The sequence below is a fragment of the Shewanella sp. JNE2 genome, from assembly GCF_023159115.1.
GTDB classification, from domain to species: domain Bacteria; phylum Pseudomonadota; class Gammaproteobacteria; order Enterobacterales; family Shewanellaceae; genus Shewanella; species Shewanella putrefaciens.
Map to the genome: position 1 here is coordinate 3,134,464 of NZ_CP096169.1, position 21,109 is coordinate 3,155,572.

A 21,109-nucleotide genomic window follows, 5' to 3' on the forward strand; every position below is an offset into this window, starting at 1 on the left:
AAAATGAGGGTCAATTGACAAAAGGGAGACTAATCCCATTCAGTTACAGTTTTTTGGTCATATAAAAACTGGTGAGCACTTGCCCCAGTTTTTGTTGATAGTTACGTTGGATTTGGACAAATCCCAATTGGGTAAACAACCCCTTAGATAAATAAGAGGCATCAACACTTAAGCTGGCATATCCCTGCCCCCTAGCCCACTGTTCTAACTCACAATAAACACGCCCACCCACCCCTTGGCGCTGCCAATCGGGGTGAATATAGAAGCTATCAATATAACCACGATGGTAATAATCGGTTTCAACGTTGATAAAACCAACACAAATCTTAGATAAGCTCTCGGTCGATGTCACCAAAATAATCCAAGCTTGGGAACGACTTAAACGCAAATGCCAATGTTTAGCCGATCTTGGCGCTTTAGACCAAGCATTAAGCTGCGCTTGCGAATAGCGTTCATGCTCAATGTTGTGGACACACAAGTGAAATAGCTCACTGACTGCTTGAGCATATTTAGGTTGGTAGGGTTGGATTTCCACTTGTCGAACAAGAGTCACCATTGATTTCAAGCTCCAAATTAATCAACGATTATTCTGCCGCATTTTTTAGATTACCGACAGCATTAGCGCACTCTAAATAAGAAGGGAATACACCACTGAAAACAAAACGGCCTCGAAATTTTCGAGGCCGTTTAATAACTGGCGTTCACCAATGGCAATATTAACGCGATTATTTCTTTTCGATTTGTCCAACAAAAAGCAACTTATCGAAGGTACGATTTAATGTTTTACTGGTGAACTCGTTCATCCACATTTGTTCAACAACGGCCACTTTATCACCTTTGTTAACTTCAGTTTGAGGACCTGCAGCCCAAAAAGTCTGATCTGCCTCTTTAATCTGAACATAGGTGTAACCACCGCCGTTCATTGTATCAACAACAGTTCCTTCATGGGTTACGCCCTGTGCCCAAGCACTTGACATACCTAAGGCTAAGGTTGCTACTGCTGCTAATTTTACTAATTTTGCCATCATGCCTACGTTCCTTTTGTTTTGCTAATATGCTTCATTAAAGCATGTCAAAAGCAATAAATCGCCAATCTCTATCACGAAATACAACACCTATCGCAAAAGTATGATTTTTATCTCGTGGGAGGGAACTCATTTCAATAGCGGTTTTAGCATTCCTTCCAAGCCATTAAGCTTAATTTCGTACATCAACGCTAACTGTTCTCCGAGCTTTCCTTGAGGAAACCCCTGTTTATGAAACCACACAAGATAAGGCTCAGGTAATTCTAACAGTTTTCGTCCAGCATATTTACCAAAAGGCATAGTTTGGTTAACGGCATCGATAAGCTGTTGCTGATCCATATTATCACCTTAGAGACAGTGCTCCATACGTAATCTATGGCTCAAGATCCTACATCAGAAACTGAGTAAATACCTGCATAAATCACTAACAATGCAAAGTAAATAACGCAGTCACACCAAACCGTGGGGAGTACAAACACTCCCGAGAATGCCTACATTAGGCATAGATTTTCAATAAATTTGGACCAAGACTGGCACAATGGGAATGCACGAAACCATACTCAGTACACAAGCGCTCATCTTCTCCATAGGCATTTATACTCACACAAGTACCCGAATTAACCTCCTCATCCACAAAGGTCATTACCCGTTCTAAGACTATTTTTGCAAGCCCATAATGTTGATATTCAGGAAGAACAATAAAATCTTCAATGGCCAAATGCGTAGGCCGATCTCGATAGACACAGGCTGTTGCAACCACATTTGACTGCATTTTCGCCACTGCATCCTTAATCCGTACAGAAACCCAGTACAATACTTGGGACTGCCGATGATCCGCGAGGTCAACCCCTATCGATGGCCGTCCTACGGCATCACGTAGATAGAGTAACTCATGGAATAAAGGCGCTGATTCAACTAATTCAAATTCGATTGGCATAATAGTTTTGATATCCATTTTGCATCCCTTCTCTAATGGTAAACATCAAGGTGATTAGACGGCATACTATGGAGATATTAATGGGATTATTTGGCAGTTTGATGACACTGACACCTATTTCTATACCTACTTTCGACTGATAAAAACGCCGTAACTCCCTTCAACTTTTTAAAATCTTTAGGTTATCGTTTTTTATGCTATAAAACCCTCAAAAACCCCCGCATAAATTTTTATCCCGCCTATCATTAACATACAACAAGCATAAAAAATCGTTTCGTTAGTATTACCGATAAAAATAAGGGGCATTTTTTGTTAAAAAAGCTTCATGTAGCACTCATTGGATTTGGATTGACGCTAGTGACGCCGTTGAAGGCTGAATTTTCATTAGCTCAAATTCCACCACTGACAAATAAAACGCCTATCACTCTCGTGGCTGAAAAAGAATTTTGGACGGACTATCTCACCCAAGAAATGCTTCCTAGATTTACAGCAAAAACGGGCGTCAGTGTCAAAGTGGTCAGCACTGAACTTGAGTTAATGTTTAACCTTCAAACTCAGGCATTAAAACAAGGCGAAGGAACATATGATTTGCTCACCATGGAAGCGGGATGGGCAAAAGAATGGGCATCGAATGGTTATACGGTTCCCCTCTTAGAATTAGCAAAACTTTACGATCCCGACGGTGAAAAAGCGATGGAGTGGTACCTTGAGCCTTATTACCCCTCCCTGCTCAATATTTTATCTTATTCAGGCGAAATTCATGCCATTCCCTATAATAACTATGTAATGGGGAGTCATTACCGTGAAGATCTTTTTAATCATCCCACTGAGCAGGCTCGCTTTTTAGAACGTTTCGGTTATCCATTAACGCCCGCCAAAACACCTGAAGAACTTCTCGACCAAGCCATGTTCTTTACCCGCAAAGCAGGTTCTGAACTTGGGGGGAAAACCTTATCGCACGATTTTTACGGTCTTGCATTAATGTCAGGTAATAAACCCCATATCAATGATGAGTTTTCGAGCATACTCTGGAGCCAAGGAGGAGCTTGGATGTGGCCTCGATTTAATAACCAACAAAAAATTACTCATTTTGAAGTACCAATGATTAATCATGAGGCCATAAGAACCGCCGAGATTTACCGCAAATTGATGGCATATTCAGTGCCTGCAAATGAACAATTTGCCTTTAATGAGGCCGCAAATGCCATTGCTACAGGACAAGCCGCTATCTGGCCCTTTGCTTACAATAACCTATGGCCAATCTCTTTTCGTGTTGAGAAAAATATCCCTGGCGCACGCCTTGCGGTCGCTCAGGTTCCTGGAGGACACCCCTATAACGGAGCCTATGCCTTTGCAGTCAGCTATGACAGCAAGAACCCACAAGCAGCCTATTGGCTCCTTAAATATATGGGAACCTATGAAGCACAGTATGCCTATGCCCTTGGAGGAGGTAACCCCTGTCGTATGGATGTTGTCACTGCCCCTGAATTTAATAAAGAAGCATTAAGAGAAATCGCAGGGGCATTCAACGCCAGCCATATAGCAAATTTATTTTGGTCAACGAAGGTATTAACTTTTGGCCACTTTACGACCACAGCAATGGGGCAAATCTACCCTGAACTGACTCAAGCATGTTATGCCGCGAGCCATAAAACGACAGATAGTACTGATATTTTCAGCAAATTAAGTACTAAGATAAAAAATCTCCAAAATACCTATGGGGAAGTGCCTGCGATTGACAAGAAAGATGAAAAATGACCTCTAAACGGTTGACAAGTTTAAAACATAAAATCACCTTCGCCTTCTATATCATAGTGGGCATGGCGCTATTTAACGGTATTATCGCGCTTTTACTCTCCCACCAATTAAGGACCGAAATTGAAGATTTAGTAACTGAAGATGTGGTAAAAGTCAGCACTGCATTAGAACTGGCTAAAGATACTGAAAAGCTACAAATCATCACGACCAGACTCAACCACTATGATAATGAGTTACAACGTCTGCAGCTTTTAAGTGAACTAGCAACACAGTGGGGGCTGCTTATTGATAGCTCTCGAACAATCGCCAAGCTGGAGACCTCCCCTCAATTACAGCAAGCGATAAATAATATTATCGATACTCAACTTTATTATATGCAGCAAATACCGCTACTTAGCACATTGACTGATAATGCATTACAAGCAAAGTTACAGGCAGGAAATATTCAAGCTAACTTGACCAGTTTGGCATCCTCTTTTGGCGATAAGATGCAAGTCCAACTAAAACAAATACATAATAGTTACCCACCACTTATGACCCAAAAAGACCTCAATGCAATCTCAAATAATATTAAAGAAAATCAATTTCTATCTGAATACCTTCATCAAGGGGAGCATCTTTTCACATTACTTACCCAAGTCAAAAATGCTGAACATATTGTCGCGTTAAATCAACTCCAACGGGAGGCTATGCGCCATCTAATCAGTATGGAAACTGTGTTAGCCGCATTCGATAAAAATCAAAGTATATATGTAGATTGGCTATCGCAAATAAAACAAAATGTTGTTGGAGATGATAATTTATTTGAACTATCGCGTAATGCATTGAAAAGCAATAATATTGCTAATGCTCATTTAACCTATCAAGCAAATGCTGCACAGTTGGTTGCTACATTTACACAAACCCTTGTCGAACAAGTCGGCAGTGAAATCCAAAAAGCCGGAGGTGATCTTAAAAACCATAGTACGGCATTTGTTCTGCTTATCTTTTGTGGTGGCGTCTTGTACTGTTTTTTTATCTGGCTCACAAGCTGGCACTTTATCGATAAGGGCATCATTAAACCCGTCATTGCCACACGCGATGCGATGGATGCCATCGCCAATGAAAAACTTGATACTCCAATGCCCATAACGGATAACCTTGAGCTTCAGCAAATGGTGAATTCACTCGCGACCTTAAAAACCTATGCCGCACAAGTCAAAGCCATGGCTGAAACCGATGGGTTAACAGGCTGTTATAACCGCCGTTATTTAGATAATCAGATTGAAAAAGAATTGCTATATGCTAACGACCATCAAGTACCACTAAGTATTGTGATGTTTGATATCGATAACTTTAAACAATTTAATGATCGATATGGACATGTGATAGGAGATCAGTGCCTAAAGCAAATCGTCAATGCCGCCAAGTCCATATTGCAGCGACCAACAGATACCCTTGCCCGTTATGGTGGAGAAGAATTTATGATCTTACTTCCATCAAGGCACCTTGAAGATGCATACAAAATTGCAGAACATTTACGGGAAACGATTATAGATCTTAAGATCCCCCATGAAGACTCTCCCCATGCAGGTATTGTCACTATCAGTGCAGGTATTACCTGTTGGCATCCTCCCGAGCGACTCGATACAAATAGCCTAATAAAGCGAGCCGACAAAGCCCTCTATCACGCAAAACTCACGGGGCGCAATCGCACTGAAACGCTTATTAACATTCCATTGCGTTATTACTAAGACATGTTTATAGGAAAATCCGTTTTATTTTTAACCAAGGAGTTGACTTTCAACCTTTCACCCCCATTTGCTAATATACTCACAACGTGAAAGGATCTCTATGTTAGCTATTGTACTCACTCTCATGTTGGGCATTGGCGCTATCATTTGGCTACTCTCGAGTCGTTGGCGCAAAACCTTACATAGACGTAAAGTGATAGCCAAACCCTTTCCTAAGGTGTGGCGCGCAATCCTCAAGCAAAGATTGCCTTATTTTCATGCACTACCAAGCGATCTTCAACTTCAGCTTAAGCGGCATATTCAAATATTCATTGATGAAAAAAGCTTTATCGGATGCGATGGATTAGAGATTAATGATGAAGTTAAAGTCACCATTGCCGCCCAAGGCTGTCTGTTATTATTAAATCGGAAAACAGACTTTTATCCCAAACTGAAACAAATTTTGGTTTACCCTGATGCCTTTATCGTGAGTAATCAACAACAAGACACCAATGGTGTTGTGTGGGAACAACGCAATATACTCGCTGGGGAATCATGGGAGCAGGGAAAAGTCGTCCTCTCATGGAAAAATACACTCGATGGTGCTGCCAATCCCCATGATGGCAACAATGTCGTGATCCACGAATTTGCCCATCAACTCGATCAAGAAGATGGGCACGCTAATGGAGCCCCCATTTTGCAACACAGTGCTGACTACCTGACTTGGTCGACCGTACTAAGCCAAACTTTTGCCGAATTAGAAGAGTCAGCGGCACTTGGACGCCCTTCGCTATTTAATTATTATGGCGCCACTAACCCTGCTGAATTTTTTGCTGTTATCACTGAAGTTTTTTTTGAAAAACCCGAAGCACTGTATCAGCAGTATCCAAATCTTTATCGCGAAATCAGCCATTTCTATCAACTTGACCCAATAAACTGGCACTGATGACTCAAAATTAATCATCTTGTAATTTGAATTTTCTACGGCAAACATACGGTAATGCACACATTAGCTCATTGCGAGAAGTCGAAGCATTATCCTGCATCACCAACGCCCTAGAAGTGCGAGAAGAACGTCATCCTTGGTCAGCTTTTCTAACGATTTGCCCATCTAACACAGTGCAGCGATCATCTTTATCACCGTTCAAGTTTGTTCAATACCCACCCTTTATTTGAACTATTATCAGGTTTAAACCTATATCTGCCCCAGTGATATATCCTGATGTCATAACAATTAAACGAAGAATGAACTATCGTTATTCAACTCAAATAACGAGTGGTTCGCATGGCGAAGGTAAGCACAAGAACTTGCCAGACGAACCTTTCGGACAGTAAATAGCGAAGGTTCAATTACGCTTGAAAATGTAACTTAAAGATATTTAGCACTTTATCAATATCCTGACGAGTAACATCCTTATGTGTAACGAAACGAATTGTCCGTCCAGGGCTAATTAAAATCCCAGCCTCTTGGCACCGTTTGGCCAATAACATAGCGTCAATATGCGGCGCCAAAGTCGCAAACACCATATTGGTTTGTACCGTGGTTAAATCAACCTCAAATTCGGCAAACTCGGTTAATTTCTGGGCAAAATAAGTTGCACTTTCATGATCTTCAGCAAGTCTCTCTACTTGTTCTGTCAATGCCAGTTTACCAGCAGCAGCTAATATCCCCGCTTGACGCATACCACCGCCAAGCATTTTACGCCAACGTATTGCCTTTTTAATCAAACGCTCATCACCTAAGAGTAATGAACCCACGGGCGCGCAAAGCCCCTTTGAAAGGCAGATGGAAACAGAATCAAAATGCGCAGTGATATCACTAATAGGGATATTTTGTGCTACCGCAGCATTGGCTACTCTCGCCCCATCAAGGTGAATTTTCAAACCACGATGAAAAGCTAAAGCCTGTGCATTTGCCAGATAGGTCTGCGGTAATACTTTACCCGCAATGGTGTTTTCTAAACTCAATAAACGGGTGCGAGCAAAGTGGATATCATCAGGTTTAATCGCAGCCTCTATGTCTGCAAGCACAATAGTGCCGTCCAATTGATTTATCAATGGCTGCGGCTGAATGCTGCCTAAAACTGCAGCACCACCGCCCTCAAATTTATAATTATGCGCCTGTTGGCCGCACAAATACTCATCCCCACGCTCACAATGAGCCATTAAAGCAAGTAAATTTGCTTGAGTGCCAGAAACCGTAAACAGCGCACTCTCAAAACCAAACATCTCAGCAGCCATATCCTGTAAGCTGTTTACGGTAGGATCATCACCATATACATCGTCTCCGACTTCAGCTCTGGACATAGCTAACCGCATGGCTTCAGTCGGCTGGGTAACAGTATCACTGCGTAAATCTATCATCTTGCCCTCAATTTTATTTGCGTAATCACAATGAGTTAGTGACTCTAACGCCAAAGATAAAATTTGTATAGTTTGCCTAAGCCAAGAGCAACATAACCATTGCTAAGTCGATATATTTATACTTTGAGAAACATTAAAGTAAAAATGAATATACTCTGATTATTTCAGCGGTTGAGAGATGAGCTAGCAAATGAAAAATCAGCGTTGAGCTTGGCGAATTACCCGTAAATAGATAGAATGCAGTGCGAAGGTTGTCATGCTACAGCTGAGTAAATTTATTGGTATTTTTGACTGCTCTACCCACAATATATAAGGTGATTTATGGTGAATATATCCCTATTGCATTGGATTAAGCCTTTACTTTTGATATTAGGACTAAGTCTAACATCACAGGTTTATGCTTGGCAGGATACCGATCAAGATGGTGTGCCAGACATTAAAGACGCATGTCCAGATACCCCCATAAATACAAAAGTATTAGCAAATGGCTGCCCCCATGAAGTAGAAGTCACCACTCACAATATTCAATGTGACATCAATGATCCTAGTACCTATTCAAGTACTGATTGTCATAATATCGAGACAGCAATCGTTTACTTTGAATTTGCGATTGCCGAGGTAGACTTATCGCAATGGAAATCTTTAGCTTTAGTCAAAGCATTCTTAGAAGCCAATAATGATGTCGCATTGCTCTTAGTTGGGCACACTGACATTGTCGGTACACCTGAGTTTAATTATCAGCTATCGCTACAGCGTGCTGAAAATGTGAGACGAATTTTGGTTGAATACTATGGTTTTAACCCAAATCGATTTACCATTGTAGGTAAAGGTATATCTGAACCTGTCGCAGATAATCGTTCTAGCGAAGGACGCAGATTAAATCGACGAGTACAATTTATCGTCAATAATAAATAGTTTTGTTAGCGTATTTTATTTAGGGAGTTATTCAATGGAAAATCTAGATGGTTTATTAAATCAAGCACCAGAATTATTGATGGCCTATGGTCTAAAAACTCTGTTCGCTATTATTATCTTTTTTGTCGGTAAATATTTTTCAGGCGTAGCGCAAAAGGTTATTCGTAAATTACTAAACAGCCGTAAAGTTGATCCAACTGTTGTATCTTTTGTTGCAAACTTAACCTGGGCGATTGTGTTTGTCTTTACTATTATTGCAACATTAGGGCAAATTGGCGTACAAACAGCATCGCTTGTTGCCGTTATCGGTGCAGCAGGTCTAGCTGTAGGTTTAGCGCTACAAGGTTCATTATCTAATTTTGCATCTGGCGTCTTAATGGTATTATTCCGTCCATGCCGTGTAGGTGATTATATTGAAGCCGCTGGTATTGCTGGTACTGTCGATGAAATCACTATTTTTTCAACAAAACTACGCACTCCTGATAATAAAGTTATTGTGGCACCAAACTCCTCAATTATGAATGGCACTATCACGAACTACTCAGCCTTAGAAAATCGCCGTATCGATCTTGTTATCGGTGTATCTTATAAAGCAGATATTGCATTAACTAAAAAAGTATTAACAGATATCTTAGATAACAACCAATATGTACTAAAGGATCCATCCTATACCGTTGGATTATCTGAACTGGGAAATTCCTCTATTAATTTTGTAGTTCGTCCTTGGGTTAAAACGCCTAATTTTTGGGCTGCACGTTTTGAGATCCTTGAGCAAATAAAAAATGCTCTGGATGCCGCTAATATTGAAATTCCATTTCCGCAAATGGATATTCATGTAAAGCAATTACCTGAAAATAAATAATTCATATTAAAAAAGGTCGGTTAATACCGACCTTTTTTACAACTCATACAATTATTTTAGTGTAACTTAATGGTGAGCTGATACAGAAAGATGAATACGAGGAGATAAAATGCAAGGGTCTATTTCATTTTTTGCCACCTGCTGTTTTTATAGTTTAGCACTACTGAGTTCAAATGCTCTCGCTAATGAGAAACCACAGGTACTTATGGGTGAGAAGCATGTGAGCCTCAAAGGTAAACTACCTCAACTCGCTGAAATTGCACCGGGATTTAAAGTGGTCGATGAGCAATTTACCCCAGTTACCTTAAGTGACTTTAAAGGTAAAGTGGTGCTAATAAGCGCTGTACCTAGCCTAGATACTGGCGTATGCGCCCTACAGACAAAACGCTTTAACAGCGAAGTCAGCCACTTTTCAGATGATGTCGTTATTTTGACCATAAGCACTGACCTTCCATTCGCACAGAAGCGCTTCTGCAAAGTTGAAAATGTTGACAAAATTAAAGTACTTTCTGATTCAGTCTGGCGTGATTTTGGTGAGAAGTACGGTCTGTTAATTGAGAATTATGGTTTATTGGCTAGAGCCATCTTTATTATTGATGCTGAAGGTAAGCTCCAATATCAAGAATTAGTGCCAAACGTCACTGATCATCCTAACTATGATGCCGCACTCGAAGCGTTAAAAACGCTCCAAAACCAACAGTAAGCGCCAAAGTAAAAAAGCAGGGAGTTTGCCTTCCCTGCTTCTTAAATTTAGTGGGACTGTTGATCACTGTTTGCTTGATAATCAAATGTAGGCATTGACCAATGGTATCGTAGCGCCAACATCCGCAAACTAAAGCCGATACTAAGGCAAATCACAAGGTTAATCCATTCCGTCAACTGGTAGGCTTTGAGGGTAATATATAATCCAGCTGTTAAAAGTGAAATAACGGCATAAAGTTCCTTCTTAAAAATCAAAGGTACTTGATTGCACAAAATATCGCGAATTACGCCACCAAATACACCTGTAACCAACCCCATCACAACCGCAATTGTGGGACTAAATCCCAACATTAACGTTTTCTGTGCCCCAACAATTGAAAATACCGCAAGCCCTAAAGCATCTATAGCAAGAAAAAGTTTAGACAAATAGCGCATCACAGGCGCGATGGCGACTGTCAATAAAGACGCAAATGCTATGGCGAGAAGATAATGTACATTCTCAACCCAGATCAGGGGATAGTTTCCTAACATCATATCTCTTAGGGTACCGCCACCAATTGCCGTTGCGCAGCCAATGATCACAACCCCAAACAAATCCATCTGCTTTCGCCCAGCTGCCAAGGCCCCCGTCATCGCTTCAGCAAGAATACCAACAAACCATAGTAATCCAATAAATTGTGTTTCTTGCATTTCAACGGTCATTTACAGTAAAAAGAAGCAGATTCTGCCTGATAAAACTCAAGTTATGTAATGATTTAATTTTGAAGTTATCATTAGAAAAAATAATAGATAATAAAATGTGAGGATGGCAACCGAATACAACAATCATATAATAAAAACAACAATAACAGTAAACTAACAGTATTAACTCAAAAATTACCATTGAAGATGGATCATCTTTTCAATAAGTTTAAATAAAGAGAACTTGTCAATATTGTAAATAACTGCATAAAAAGCATTTTTATCGACTAACAATATAAAAACAGTCAAAAAAAGCGACCTGCAGGTCGCTTAATTTGTATCTTCTGATCACTATTTAATATCAGGTTTAGGGGGATAATTAGCCATTACACTACCAACGGCTTTATTGATAGTTTGGACTCTTTCTGATGGAGTATTTTTATCACGAATGGTATCGGCAACAGAACCTCGCCAAATAAGCTTGCTGGTTTTATTATCGATTAAATCAATTATTAATGTACCAACTTCATACTCTCTAACTGTCGTTTGAGTTTGCATATTCCCGCCCCATCCCCAACCTGGGCCATAGTAGGGATGATAGCCAAAGTTAGTATTAAAGGTATCAACATTAATCTTCTTATCGACTTTTGTGAGATAATTTACTAACACATCCGCTTCTTTTGCATCAACTAAGCTCATTCCCTTAGCTGCTAATTGTGCATTAACAGCATCTCTGACCCGTTGATCCATCAAGCCATCCAAATGATATCCAGACTCATCATTTTTTTGAGCAACCCAAGCATAGGTTTTATATTGAGTAAAACTGACACTAGGATCATAGTCCCAACCAGACTTGAGTGAGCTACAAGCACTCAATGCCAGTACGGCTAAACCAACAATTATGTTTTTCATCTTATTTTCCTCAAATGTTCAAACTGAACAAATACAAGCATCAGAGATTATAGATTTAGCTTACAGAGCTATTGATTGTTCTACAACTCAATTGGTGGAAAAGCTATAGCTCATTCAGCTTGACTTCAGCAAGCATGTAGATGATAATGATTATCAATTAAGGCGAAAGGAGAATGATATGTATTGGTTTATTAGCGCATTTATTGTTGCATCTGCGATATTTTTTATCGCTCCGCAAAAAGCGCCTCTTGAAGTTAATAGTACAAAAATCAAACGTCACTTGCCTTTTAGTTTATTGATATTACCGATAATGGTACTCAGTTGGTTAGTCATTAACGCCATCACAAATGGCGCGAATTACGCCACTGTGGCGGCTTTCGGATTTGTATCAACTGCGTGTTTGATTGCACTGCCTAAGTTGCACCGCTATATCATGCCCTGTGCTCTACTTACAGCAATAGCATTGATAGTGATGGTGGCTCAGCGCTTCTAAAGGTTCTAACTTTCAAAAATATGCTTACCTCCCTGCAAAGAGTTGGCATTTTCTCCAGACCACTTACAGTCAATCTTTAAGTGGTCTTTTTTTACCTCCCCGAACGCCAACGAATTTGATAAACTACCGCCGCATAACGTCACTGACATCCAATGAAAATTACTTATGAAAGCAGATCCTAACGTATCCTTAGTGTACAGTACCGATAAAGGCCGTATTAGCCCAGAATCAACTGCCAAAGCAATACCAGAATCAGATGGTATAGTTCGGATCCACCGAGATAGTAAGGGGCGTAAAGGCAAAGGCGTATCAATTATCTCAGGATTAGGGTTAGATGAAACGGCACTAAAAACCCTTGCTCAAACCCTTAAAAAACAATGTGGTTGTGGTGGTACAGTTAAGGATTTCACTATCGAGATACAAACTGACAATCGAGAACAACTGAAACTGTTACTCGAAAAACAAAACTACAAGGTGAAATTAGCTGGTGGTTAACAATACTGGCTAAAATAACCAGTAAGCTAATCATTTTAAATGAATAATTTCAATAATCCTGCTTTTAGTTCGACTTGTAGATTAATGCCTATTGGCCTGAACGGAGTTTTTAATGGAGAGTTTACAAAACCATTTTTTAATCGCAATGCCTTCACTAGACGATACCTTTTTTGAGCGTTCAGTCATTTATTTATGTGAGCACGATGACAAGGGAGCGATGGGAATAGTAATCAACAAACCGTTAGGTATTGAAGTTAGCTCACTCTTAGAACAAATGGATTTACCTGCAGAGCAGGTTTTTGCGGATATTGCACAAAACGCTCAAGTATTAATGGGCGGTCCAGTTTCGCAGGATCGCGGATTTGTGCTCCATACCTCCCAACCCTATTGGGCAAATAGTACAGATCTGGGTTCAGGGCTAATGCTGACCACTTCTCGCGATGTATTAACTGCAATTGGAGGCAAGCGATCTCCAGATAAATTTCTCGTAGCACTTGGTTATGCTGGTTGGGGTAAACATCAGCTAGAACAAGAGCTCGCTGAAAATTCCTGGCTTACCATACCAGCCACAAATGCTCTGCTGTTCGATGTAAAACATGAGGACCGTTGGCCACAGGCGAGTCGCTCACTTGGATTCGATGCTTGGCAAGTATCAGCACAAGCAGGCCACGCTTGAACCTAAATAATTCCCAATAATTAGTCATACTATGAATACTAAAACTGTTTTAGGCTTTGATTTTGGTACAAAAAGTATCGGTGTCGCCATTGGACAAGAAATCACTGCCAGTGCCACACCACTCCTGTCACTCAAGGCTGTAGACGGCATTCCTAATTGGGATCAAATTGGGGATCTCATTAAAGAGTGGCAGCCAGATCTCGTTGTTGTTGGCTTACCCCTTAATATGGATGGTACTGAGCAGGACATGACCCACAGAGCCCGTAAGTTTGCCAATAGGATCAATGCTAAATTTGGGGTAAAAATCGTGACTCAAGATGAAAGATTAACGACAACAGATGCCAAAGCAAGATTGTTTGAGTTAGGTGGTTTTAAAGCCTTAACGAAAGGTCAAGTAGATGCGGTTTCTGCAGTGCTTATCATCGAGAGCTATTTCGAGAATCAATTTGGTCGTTAGATCTAATGTAAAGAAAAGGATAAGTTGCCTTATCCTTTTTTATTTTCATAGGTCTAAGCTACGTCAGGTTATAAGTAAGGCCTGACAAGATTTGCCATCATAGTAATGTGTGCATCATCATCGTTAAGTGCCGGAATATAACGGAACTTATTCCCTCCTGCCTCGGTAAAAATATAGCCATTTTCACCAACAATTTCTTCTAATGTTTCGAGGCAATCGGCACTAAATGCCGGACAGACAATAGCAACATCACGAACACCCGCATTGGGTAATGCTTGCATCGTGGCATCGGTGTAAGGTTGTAGCCATTTAGCTTTACCAAAGCGAGATTGAAAAGTCATCACAAACTCATCCTGACTTAATCCAAGCTTTTCAGTTACTAAGCGTGTAGTTTTTGCACAAAAACAATAATAAGGATCACCTAAATGCAAGTTCCTTTCTGGCATACCATGGTATGACAATACCAGTTTTTCAGGCTTGCCTTGATTTTCAAAATCAACTCGAATTGACTCAGCTAAAGCCTCAATAAAATCGGGATGGTCATGATAAGTATTAATAAAATGAAGTGATGGAATATAACGCCATTGGGATAACTCTTTTGCTATCGCATCAAAAGCAGAGCCTGTCGTCGGCGCCGCATATTGAGGATACAAAGGCAATACAACAATCTTATCAACCCCTTGCTTGTGCATATTTTGCAATGTGCTGGCAACCGAAGGATTTCCATAACGCATGGCTAAATGCACAGATACATCTATTCCCTCAGATGCTAGCTTATCCGTAAGTTTTGCCGTTTGGCGCAAACTGATATCCATTAAAGGAGAACCCGCTTGGGTCCATACTTTTTCGTATAGAGCCGCCGATTTAGCCGGACGAACTCGCAAAATAATCCCATGTAAAATTAACATCCAAATTAATTTAGGGATTTCTACTACACGAGGATCGGATAAAAACTCAGCTAAATAACGTCTTACTGCCGATGCTGTTGGAGCATCTGGTGTACCCAGATTAAGTAACAGTACACCAACCCTGCCGCGCTTTGCATGCCCAATGTCTTTTGATAATCCTGAAAATTTAGCCAAAACAGCCTCTTAAATAATTTAACGTATTAAAATTAAAGAACCGATTCAATAGCCTGTTTAAGTTCGGCACTATCGGGTTTCACTTTTGAATTGAACTGCTGTACAACTGTACCGTCACCACTGACAACATACTTATAGAAATTCCACTTTGGCGCACCCGTTTTTTCGGCCAAGTATTTAAATACACTGTTTGCATCATTTCCTCGGACCGGCGATGTGGCCAACATAGTAAAAGTCACACCATAATTGATGTAACATACCTTCGCCGTGTCTTTCTCATCATTTTCTTCTTGAAAAAAATCATCCGATGGGAAACCTATCACAACTAATCCTTTGTCTTTATATTCCTTATTAATCGCTTCTAGGGATTTAAACTGTGAGGTATAGCCACAGTTACTGGCAGTATTGACGATCAATACAGGTTTACCTTGAGTCAACTCACACAGATTAATTTTATCCTCTGAATGTAATTTACGTACTTCCAGATCGAGATAATTTGGGCAAGTGGTGGCCATGGCTCCCGCACTGATGATGCTTGCTGTCGCTGCTAATATTAGAGTGAATTTATTCATCGTTTTCTCCTTTATCTGGCATTACGTAAATGCTCGAGATAAAGATCATATTGAATTAAAAATAAAAGCTAGGGTTAGGCTCATAGTAAGCACTGACTAATAATCGACTTATCTGAACCGTCGATTAAATCTACAGCCTTAATCCATATCGAGTGTTACGCCCTCCATAAAACTTGAACCAGTAGGCTCTTTATTTTGTAATTTGATCATCAAACGTAAATCGTTTGGTGAGTCAGCATGGTGTAAGGCATCGGCATAACTAATTTCACCATCAACATATAATTCCAGTAACGCTTGGTCGAATGTCTGCATCCCCTGTTCATTCGATTTTGCCATGGTTTCCTTGAGTAAATGCAGCTCATTTTTGGCAATTAAACTCGCTACCCTTGGAGTATTAATTAATACTTCAATCGCGGCGCGGCGCCCCGTTCCATCGACTTTGGGGATCAATTGCTGCGCCACAATACCACGTAAATTTAAGGATAAATCAAATAGTAACTGCTGATGTTTACTCTCAGGCACTAAGTGCATAATCCGATCGAGTGCTTGGTTCGCATTATTGGCATGTAGGGTTGCCATACAAAGATGACCTGTTTCTGCAAACGACAATGCAAATTCCATCGTCTCTTGGGTACGAATTTCACCGATTAAGATCACATCGGGTGCCTGACGAAGGGAGCTTTTTAATGCCGCATCGAATGACTCAGTATCTATGCCTACTTCACGTTGGGTGATAATGCTTTTTCTATGATCGTGAACAAATTCAACAGGATCTTCAATCGTCAATATATGGCCACGGGCATGGGCATTACGGTATCCAACCAATGCTGCTAATGAGGTTGACTTACCCGTACCTGTGCCGCCGACCATAATGATAAGCCCACGCTTGCTCATCACCAGATCTTTTAAAATAGGAGGTAATTTTAAGTCATCGACTTCGGGAATTTTGGTCTCAATCCGGCGCATAACACATCCTGGTGATTCCCTTTGCCAAAAAGCGCTGACCCGGAAACGACCGAGATCCTTTGCCGCAAAAGCAAAGTTACATTCACGGGTTGAGTGAAATTCCTGTTTCTGCGCTTCAGTCATGAGTGACTCAACAAAATCTAAAGACTGTGCAGGCGTAAATGCACTCTCGGCGAGGGGACGTAATTCGCCATCAATTTTTGCACTGGGAGGAAAGCCCGCGGTAATAAACAAATCAGAGGCTTTACGCTCAACGATGACTTTTAAAAACGGACGTACATCCATTATAAATCCTTAAAATGTGGCTTGTTTATTTGAGCTTTTCGACATGGCGTCTTCGCGGGTGATCAGGCCACGATTAACTAAATTTTGCAGGCATTGCTCCAGAGTCTGCATTCCATGAGCCATGCCAGTTTGAATGGCAGAGTACATTTGTGCGACTTTGTCCTCACGGATCAAGTTACGAATTGCAGGTGTTCCCATCATAATTTCGTGTGCAGCGACACGGCCACCGCCAATTTTTTTGATAAGCGTCTGTGAAATAACCGCTTGTAATGATTCAGATAACATAGTGCGTACCATGTCTTTCTCCCCAGCAGGAAATACATCCACCACACGGTCAATCGTCTTCGCTGCTGAAGTTGTGTGTAAAGTACCGAAGACTAAGTGGCCAGTTTCTGCGGCGGTCATCGCTAGGCGTATGGTTTCAAGATCACGCATCTCACCCACTAAAATTACGTCTGGATCCTCGCGCAAGGCGCTCCTGAGGGCAGCGTTAAAACTGTGTGTATGCCGATGAACTTCCCTCTGGTTAATCAAACATTGTTTATTAGGATGGACAAATTCAATTGGGTCTTCAATGGTTAAGATATGATCATGGCGGTTTTCATTGATGTAATCCACCATTGCTGCAAGTGTGGTACTCTTACCCGAGCCAGTCGGTCCAGTGACTAACACTAAACCACGCGGATAACTGGCAATTTTTTTGAATATCTCCGGTGCGCCAAGTTGTTCAAGTGACAATATATCACTGGGAATGGTACGAAATACTGCGGCGGCACCACGGGATTGGTTAAATGCGTTTACACGAAAACGGGCTAAGTTGGGCACTTCAAACGAAAAATCAATTTCTAAATGCTCTTCAAAGTCCTTGCGCTGTTTATCATTCATAATATCGTACACTAAGCTGTGTACGCCCCGATGATCGAGCGCTGGTAGGTTAATTTTTCTCACTTCACCGTCAACACGGATCATGGGAGATATCCCTGCAGAGAGGTGTAGATCCGAGGCTTTGTGTTTTACACTAAAAGCTAATAACTCAGTGATTTCCATCGTTTGGGATATCCTTGCAACTAGATAATTACATCATGACAACAATAGCAGACAGACTCGCAATCGCCCAGTGTAGGATCGCCCAAGCGGCGCAAAAATGTGCTCGCCAAGCTCACAATATTCGTCTTCTTGCAGTGAGTAAGACAAAACCCATTGAAGATATAATCGCAGCTTACCATGCAGGGCAACGCTGCTTTGGTGAAAACTATGTTCAAGAGGGCGCCGCAAAAATCACTGAACTAAGCAAAAACTATCCGGACATTGAATGGCATTTTATCGGCCCACTTCAATCAAATAAAACCAATATTGTTGCTCAACATTTTGACTGGATGCATACGGTATCACGGGACAAAATTGCCCTTCGTCTGAACGAGCAACGTCCGACATCCATGGCACCTCTTAATGTTTGTATTCAAATCAATATCAGTGATGAAGATACAAAATCAGGTATCGATGCTAACCAAATGATGCCGTTAGCAGAATTAATCTCGCAGTTGCCTAATTTAAAACTGAGGGGACTGATGGCTATCCCAACAGCTACAGATAATTCAACGTTGCAACGCCAAGAGTTCACTAAACTAAAGCAATTATTCGATGAGTTGAAACAGCATTATGCTGATGTTGATACCCTATCTATGGGGATGAGTAATGACCTTGATACCGCGATTGCATGTGGCTCGACTATGGTACGCATTGGCAGTGCGATTTTTGGTGAGCGTCACTACGCTGAGTAAGATTTAGCTTCATAAACTCAGCTTTGCTCTTGTTTTTACAAGCTAATACCCAAATACTATCTCAATAATTGCATAGCGAGAGTCAAGTTTAGGCTCTATCACTTTAATCCCAAAATCGTTAAAGCTTAAAACAAGCAGGATAAATTACGGCTAAACGGTTAATTCACTGACGGGGATCACATGGAACAACAGAAAATCTGCTTTATCGGGGCAGGCAATATGACCCGCAGCATCATTAGCGGGTTAATTCATAGCGGTTATCCCGCTAAACTCATCCAAGCGACTAATCCTAGTCAAGGTAAACTGGATGCACTGCAAACCGATTTTGGCGTGTTAGTTTCTCAAGACAACTTATCCTCAGCCCAAAACGCTGATGTGATAGTGCTATCAGTGAAACCTCAACTAATGCAGCAAGTATGCGAAGCATTACAAGCTATCGACATGTCGAAAAAGTTAGTCATCACTATCGCTGCAGGAGTTAAAGCACAGCGTTATAGCGACTATTTAGCACAAGACATTACACTTATCCGTGCAATGCCAAATACACCGATGCAAATTGGTGTTGGTATGACAGGGCTTTATGCGCCTCAAGCCATTTCTACTGATCAAAAAGCCATTTGCGATCGTTTAATGTCAAGCGGGGGCGAAATCGTTTGGGTAAATGAAGAAGCTGAATTAGATCAAGTGATCGCTCTATCAGGTAGCTCACCGGCTTATTTTTTCCTGCTGATGGAATCAATGATAGATGCAGGTAAACAAATGGGCATAGATGAGTACAAAGCCAGAATGTTAGTACAGCAAGCCGCGCTCGGCGCTGCTATGATGGCAAAACAAAATCCCGAACTTGATCTTGGGCAACTAAGGGAAAATGTAACATCTAAGGGTGGCACAACTGCACAAGCAATTGCGACATTTGAAGCTGCAAATATGCGCGGCTTAGTAAAAAAAGCCATGGAAAACTGTATTAATCGTGCAGAAGAAATGGCAAAAACATTTTAATATTCATTCACGCGTTTTTATCGAACTCACATAGGCAGAAATCTCAATGAATGCATTGACCTTTTTAATTAGCACGCTATTTGATCTGTATTTAATGGTGGTGATATTACGGATCTGGCTACAACTGGCTAGAGCCGATTTTTATAACCCTTTCAGCCAGTTTATTGTTAAGGCTACTCATCCACTTATCGCCCCAATGCGCCGAATACTTCCCTCAATGGGACGCTTCGATACAGCTTCTTTTGTGCTCGCCCTCATTGTAGTCATGGTAAAAGTTTTGCTGATTAGTCTTATTGCCGGCGGAGGCATAGACGTTGTCTTATTCCTTATTTTTGCCTTAGTCTCTGTGGTCAAAAAAGCGGGTGTACTCCTATTTTGGATGCTTATTATTCGAGCTATCTTAAGCTGGTTTAACCAAGGTTATAACCCGATTGTGATGGTGATGGATCAGTTAACAGAACCCTTACTTGCCCCAGTGCGCCGCATTATTCCGCCGATAGGTGGTTTAGATTTATCTGTCATGTTGGTGATTATTGGCATGAACTTTATCAACATGTTACTTGCTCAATATATCCCCTATTGGGCTGTCATTTAATGAGTGCAGTCGTCCAGCAGCAAGGTGACTTGCTGCTTAATTTATATATTCAGCCAAAAGCAAGCCGAGATCAGATAGTTGGACTCCATGGTGATGAGCTCAAAGTTGCGATAACAGCCCCTCCGATAGATGGCAAAGCCAATGCTCATTTGAGTAAATATTTAGCCAAGGCATTTAAAGTGCCAAAGAGTGATGTGTATATCATTAAAGGTGAGCTTGGGCGCCATAAACAAATCCGAATCGTGACCCCAAAACTGATCCCACCTGAAGTGAGTGAGCTTTTAGAATAAGTCCTATACATTCATCCAAATAAACACGAGGTCTTACGATCTCTATTTAAGTACACCTAACATGAAGGAATGCAGTTATGTTTCGTCAACTCCTCGCAATGCTAGCCTTAACAGCAAGTCTTTGCGGTATCGCTAACGCCGAGCAAAAAGAAACTGTTGGTAATTTCGATATTCATTACATGGCATTAGGTAGCACTTTTATCACGCCTAGTATAGCTAAGGCCTATGGTATTGAACGCAGCAGTTACACAGGAATTGTCAATATTGCGGTATTGGACGTCAGTGAAACAGGTTCGCCCGCAGTTCCTGTTGAAATTACCGGCGTTGCCAAAAATCTACTCGATACCAGAATTGATTTAAAATTTAAAGAAATCCGCGAAGGCAATGCTATTTACTATATCGCCCAAGTGCCTTATCGCGATAATCAAGAAATACACTTTAATATCGCCATAAAATACGGTAACGAGCTCAATACTAACTTGCAGTTTAAGCAAAAGTTTTACGTCGATTAATTCAAATCAATCTAGGGCGATAAAGCATCGCCCTATCC

General features: G+C 40.9%; 26 protein-coding genes. 15 read left to right on the forward strand and 11 right to left on the reverse strand.

Features of this window, described 5'->3' with window-relative positions; genetic code table 11:
- Positions 1-43 precede the first annotated feature (43 nt).
- The 4 genes from MZ182_RS13985 to MZ182_RS14000 all read right to left on the reverse strand — a co-directional run bounded on the left by MZ182_RS13985 (position 44) and on the right by MZ182_RS14000 (position 1,980).
- Positions 44-556, reverse strand: a complete 513-nt coding sequence (locus MZ182_RS13985; RefSeq protein WP_011919662.1) for a GNAT family N-acetyltransferase — start codon at positions 554-556, stop codon at positions 44-46.
- A 169-nt stretch (positions 557-725) separates the two neighbouring features.
- On the reverse strand, positions 726-1,028 hold the full coding sequence (locus MZ182_RS13990; RefSeq protein ID WP_011788693.1) for a hypothetical protein: 303 nt from the start codon (positions 1,026-1,028) through the stop codon (positions 726-728).
- A gap of 126 nt (positions 1,029-1,154) precedes the next feature.
- Positions 1,155-1,364 (reverse strand): DUF3820 family protein, encoded by a 210-nt coding sequence (locus tag MZ182_RS13995; RefSeq protein WP_011788692.1) that lies wholly within the window; start codon positions 1,362-1,364, stop codon positions 1,155-1,157.
- Positions 1,365-1,521: 157 nt separating this feature from the next.
- A complete protein-coding gene (locus MZ182_RS14000) occupies positions 1,522-1,980 on the reverse strand; it encodes a GNAT family N-acetyltransferase (RefSeq protein WP_011788691.1) in 459 nt (152 codons plus the stop codon).
- Between the two features lie 291 nt (positions 1,981-2,271).
- Here MZ182_RS14000 and MZ182_RS14005 point away from each other — a divergent pair, with 291 nt between their 5' ends.
- From MZ182_RS14005 to MZ182_RS14015, 3 genes are all read left to right on the forward strand, one after another.
- The gene (locus tag MZ182_RS14005; protein ID WP_411028091.1) at positions 2,272-3,720 is read left to right on the forward strand and encodes an ABC transporter substrate-binding protein; all 1,449 of its coding nucleotides are present in this window, start codon (positions 2,272-2,274) and stop codon (positions 3,718-3,720) included.
- Positions 3,717-5,453 (forward strand): GGDEF domain-containing protein, encoded by a 1,737-nt coding sequence (locus tag MZ182_RS14010; protein ID WP_248065819.1) that lies wholly within the window; start codon positions 3,717-3,719, stop codon positions 5,451-5,453. Before MZ182_RS14005 ends, MZ182_RS14010 begins: the two co-directional genes overlap by 4 nt.
- Before the next feature lie 100 nt (positions 5,454-5,553).
- Positions 5,554-6,378 (forward strand): zinc-dependent peptidase, encoded by an 825-nt coding sequence (locus MZ182_RS14015; RefSeq protein WP_248065818.1) that lies wholly within the window; start codon positions 5,554-5,556, stop codon positions 6,376-6,378.
- Between the two features lie 404 nt (positions 6,379-6,782).
- On the opposite strand, the gene ltaE is transcribed toward MZ182_RS14015, so the two are convergent.
- The gene (gene ltaE / locus MZ182_RS14020; RefSeq protein WP_014611012.1) at positions 6,783-7,796 is read right to left on the reverse strand and encodes a low-specificity L-threonine aldolase; all 1,014 of its coding nucleotides are present in this window, start codon (positions 7,794-7,796) and stop codon (positions 6,783-6,785) included.
- Between the two features lie 321 nt (positions 7,797-8,117).
- On the opposite strand from ltaE, the gene MZ182_RS14025 reads away from it, so the two are divergent.
- From MZ182_RS14025 to tpx, 3 genes are all read left to right on the forward strand, one after another.
- Complete coding sequence (locus MZ182_RS14025; protein WP_248065817.1) at positions 8,118-8,711, forward strand: OmpA family protein; 594 nt, start codon at positions 8,118-8,120, stop codon at positions 8,709-8,711.
- Positions 8,712-8,745: 34 nt separating this feature from the next.
- Positions 8,746-9,573 (forward strand): mechanosensitive ion channel family protein, encoded by an 828-nt coding sequence (locus MZ182_RS14030; protein WP_248065816.1) that lies wholly within the window; start codon positions 8,746-8,748, stop codon positions 9,571-9,573.
- A 109-nt stretch (positions 9,574-9,682) separates the two neighbouring features.
- Complete coding sequence (gene tpx / locus MZ182_RS14035) at positions 9,683-10,276, forward strand: thiol peroxidase (RefSeq protein ID WP_248065815.1); 594 nt, start codon at positions 9,683-9,685, stop codon at positions 10,274-10,276.
- 47 nt (positions 10,277-10,323) lie between these two features.
- Here the strand turns inward: tpx and MZ182_RS14040 are convergent, their stop codons facing one another.
- Together MZ182_RS14040 and MZ182_RS14045 are read right to left on the reverse strand one after the other, a co-directional pair.
- Positions 10,324-10,965, reverse strand: coding sequence for a trimeric intracellular cation channel family protein (locus MZ182_RS14040; RefSeq protein WP_041412371.1), 642 nt, complete (start codon positions 10,963-10,965; stop codon positions 10,324-10,326).
- Between the two features lie 342 nt (positions 10,966-11,307).
- Positions 11,308-11,868, reverse strand: a complete 561-nt coding sequence (locus tag MZ182_RS14045; protein ID WP_011788682.1) for a DUF4136 domain-containing protein — start codon at positions 11,866-11,868, stop codon at positions 11,308-11,310.
- A gap of 178 nt (positions 11,869-12,046) precedes the next feature.
- Here MZ182_RS14045 and MZ182_RS14050 point away from each other — a divergent pair, with 178 nt between their 5' ends.
- From MZ182_RS14050 to ruvX, 4 genes are all read left to right on the forward strand, one after another.
- Complete coding sequence (locus MZ182_RS14050; RefSeq protein WP_011919670.1) at positions 12,047-12,361, forward strand: hypothetical protein; 315 nt, start codon at positions 12,047-12,049, stop codon at positions 12,359-12,361.
- 165 nt (positions 12,362-12,526) lie between these two features.
- Positions 12,527-12,856, forward strand: a complete 330-nt coding sequence (gene yciH / locus MZ182_RS14055) for a stress response translation initiation inhibitor YciH (protein ID WP_011788680.1) — start codon at positions 12,527-12,529, stop codon at positions 12,854-12,856.
- Between the two features lie 112 nt (positions 12,857-12,968).
- A complete protein-coding gene (locus MZ182_RS14060; protein WP_011788679.1) occupies positions 12,969-13,532 on the forward strand; it encodes a YqgE/AlgH family protein in 564 nt (187 codons plus the stop codon).
- A gap of 31 nt (positions 13,533-13,563) precedes the next feature.
- Positions 13,564-13,989, forward strand: coding sequence for a Holliday junction resolvase RuvX (ruvX, locus tag MZ182_RS14065; protein ID WP_011788678.1), 426 nt, complete (start codon positions 13,564-13,566; stop codon positions 13,987-13,989).
- A gap of 68 nt (positions 13,990-14,057) precedes the next feature.
- Here ruvX and hemH read toward each other — a convergent pair whose 3' ends face one another.
- The 4 genes from hemH to MZ182_RS14085 form a co-directional block, all read right to left on the reverse strand.
- On the reverse strand, positions 14,058-15,071 hold the full coding sequence (gene hemH, locus MZ182_RS14070; protein WP_248065814.1) for a ferrochelatase: 1,014 nt from the start codon (positions 15,069-15,071) through the stop codon (positions 14,058-14,060).
- Between the two features lie 32 nt (positions 15,072-15,103).
- Positions 15,104-15,643: a glutathione peroxidase gene (locus MZ182_RS14075; RefSeq protein ID WP_248065813.1), complete on the reverse strand. Its 540-nt coding sequence runs from the start codon at positions 15,641-15,643 to the stop codon at positions 15,104-15,106.
- 138 nt (positions 15,644-15,781) lie between these two features.
- Positions 15,782-16,894 (reverse strand): PilT/PilU family type 4a pilus ATPase, encoded by a 1,113-nt coding sequence (locus tag MZ182_RS14080; RefSeq protein ID WP_248065812.1) that lies wholly within the window; start codon positions 16,892-16,894, stop codon positions 15,782-15,784.
- Between the two features lie 9 nt (positions 16,895-16,903).
- On the reverse strand, positions 16,904-17,941 hold the full coding sequence (locus MZ182_RS14085) for a type IV pilus twitching motility protein PilT (protein ID WP_011788674.1): 1,038 nt from the start codon (positions 17,939-17,941) through the stop codon (positions 16,904-16,906).
- 35 nt (positions 17,942-17,976) lie between these two features.
- Here MZ182_RS14085 and MZ182_RS14090 point away from each other — a divergent pair, with 35 nt between their 5' ends.
- The 5 genes from MZ182_RS14090 to MZ182_RS14110 all read left to right on the forward strand — a co-directional run bounded on the left by MZ182_RS14090 (position 17,977) and on the right by MZ182_RS14110 (position 21,071).
- Positions 17,977-18,675: a YggS family pyridoxal phosphate-dependent enzyme gene (locus tag MZ182_RS14090; RefSeq protein WP_011788673.1), complete on the forward strand. Its 699-nt coding sequence runs from the start codon at positions 17,977-17,979 to the stop codon at positions 18,673-18,675.
- Positions 18,676-18,855: 180 nt separating this feature from the next.
- Complete coding sequence (gene proC / locus MZ182_RS14095; protein WP_248065811.1) at positions 18,856-19,674, forward strand: pyrroline-5-carboxylate reductase; 819 nt, start codon at positions 18,856-18,858, stop codon at positions 19,672-19,674.
- A 46-nt stretch (positions 19,675-19,720) separates the two neighbouring features.
- The gene (locus MZ182_RS14100) at positions 19,721-20,269 is read left to right on the forward strand and encodes a YggT family protein (RefSeq protein ID WP_011788671.1); all 549 of its coding nucleotides are present in this window, start codon (positions 19,721-19,723) and stop codon (positions 20,267-20,269) included.
- Entirely contained in the window at positions 20,269-20,559 is a 291-nt protein-coding gene (gene yggU / locus MZ182_RS14105) for a DUF167 family protein YggU (protein WP_011788670.1), read from the forward strand. The genes MZ182_RS14100 and yggU overlap by 1 nt, the downstream gene beginning before the upstream one ends.
- A gap of 77 nt (positions 20,560-20,636) precedes the next feature.
- Positions 20,637-21,071, forward strand: coding sequence for a DUF4426 domain-containing protein (locus MZ182_RS14110; protein ID WP_011788669.1), 435 nt, complete (start codon positions 20,637-20,639; stop codon positions 21,069-21,071).
- Positions 21,072-21,109: the final 38 nt, after the last annotated feature.

What these genes read in the sequence shown, in the direction of transcription:
- MZ182_RS14085 (WP_011788674.1), bottom strand. Translation starts at nt 17,941, where the DNA reads ATGGAAATCACTGAGTTATTAGCTTTTAGTGTAAAACACAAAGCCTCG.
- MZ182_RS14050 (WP_011919670.1), top strand. Translation starts at nt 12,047, where the DNA reads ATGTATTGGTTTATTAGCGCATTTATTGTTGCATCTGCGATATTTTTT.
- MZ182_RS14000 (WP_011788691.1), bottom strand. Translation starts at nt 1,980, where the DNA reads ATGGATATCAAAACTATTATGCCAATCGAATTTGAATTAGTTGAATCA.
- MZ182_RS14075 (WP_248065813.1), bottom strand. Translation starts at nt 15,643, where the DNA reads ATGAATAAATTCACTCTAATATTAGCAGCGACAGCAAGCATCATCAGT.
- MZ182_RS14080 (WP_248065812.1), bottom strand. Translation starts at nt 16,894, where the DNA reads ATGGATGTACGTCCGTTTTTAAAAGTCATCGTTGAGCGTAAAGCCTCT.
- ruvX (WP_011788678.1), top strand. Translation starts at nt 13,564, where the DNA reads ATGAATACTAAAACTGTTTTAGGCTTTGATTTTGGTACAAAAAGTATC.
- MZ182_RS14025 (WP_248065817.1), top strand. Translation starts at nt 8,118, where the DNA reads ATGGTGAATATATCCCTATTGCATTGGATTAAGCCTTTACTTTTGATA.
- MZ182_RS14015 (WP_248065818.1), top strand. Translation starts at nt 5,554, where the DNA reads ATGTTAGCTATTGTACTCACTCTCATGTTGGGCATTGGCGCTATCATT.
- MZ182_RS13985 (WP_011919662.1), bottom strand. Translation starts at nt 556, where the DNA reads ATGGTGACTCTTGTTCGACAAGTGGAAATCCAACCCTACCAACCTAAA.
- MZ182_RS13995 (WP_011788692.1), bottom strand. Translation starts at nt 1,364, where the DNA reads ATGGATCAGCAACAGCTTATCGATGCCGTTAACCAAACTATGCCTTTT.
- MZ182_RS14010 (WP_248065819.1), top strand. Translation starts at nt 3,717, where the DNA reads ATGACCTCTAAACGGTTGACAAGTTTAAAACATAAAATCACCTTCGCC.
- MZ182_RS14090 (WP_011788673.1), top strand. Translation starts at nt 17,977, where the DNA reads ATGACAACAATAGCAGACAGACTCGCAATCGCCCAGTGTAGGATCGCC.
- proC (WP_248065811.1), top strand. Translation starts at nt 18,856, where the DNA reads ATGGAACAACAGAAAATCTGCTTTATCGGGGCAGGCAATATGACCCGC.
- MZ182_RS14030 (WP_248065816.1), top strand. Translation starts at nt 8,746, where the DNA reads ATGGAAAATCTAGATGGTTTATTAAATCAAGCACCAGAATTATTGATG.
- tpx (WP_248065815.1), top strand. Translation starts at nt 9,683, where the DNA reads ATGCAAGGGTCTATTTCATTTTTTGCCACCTGCTGTTTTTATAGTTTA.
- MZ182_RS14110 (WP_011788669.1), top strand. Translation starts at nt 20,637, where the DNA reads ATGTTTCGTCAACTCCTCGCAATGCTAGCCTTAACAGCAAGTCTTTGC.
- MZ182_RS14060 (WP_011788679.1), top strand. Translation starts at nt 12,969, where the DNA reads ATGGAGAGTTTACAAAACCATTTTTTAATCGCAATGCCTTCACTAGAC.
- MZ182_RS14100 (WP_011788671.1), top strand. Translation starts at nt 19,721, where the DNA reads ATGAATGCATTGACCTTTTTAATTAGCACGCTATTTGATCTGTATTTA.
- yciH (WP_011788680.1), top strand. Translation starts at nt 12,527, where the DNA reads ATGAAAGCAGATCCTAACGTATCCTTAGTGTACAGTACCGATAAAGGC.
- MZ182_RS14040 (WP_041412371.1), bottom strand. Translation starts at nt 10,965, where the DNA reads ATGCAAGAAACACAATTTATTGGATTACTATGGTTTGTTGGTATTCTT.
- ltaE (WP_014611012.1), bottom strand. Translation starts at nt 7,796, where the DNA reads ATGATAGATTTACGCAGTGATACTGTTACCCAGCCGACTGAAGCCATG.
- MZ182_RS13990 (WP_011788693.1), bottom strand. Translation starts at nt 1,028, where the DNA reads ATGATGGCAAAATTAGTAAAATTAGCAGCAGTAGCAACCTTAGCCTTA.
- MZ182_RS14045 (WP_011788682.1), bottom strand. Translation starts at nt 11,868, where the DNA reads ATGAAAAACATAATTGTTGGTTTAGCCGTACTGGCATTGAGTGCTTGT.
- yggU (WP_011788670.1), top strand. Translation starts at nt 20,269, where the DNA reads ATGAGTGCAGTCGTCCAGCAGCAAGGTGACTTGCTGCTTAATTTATAT.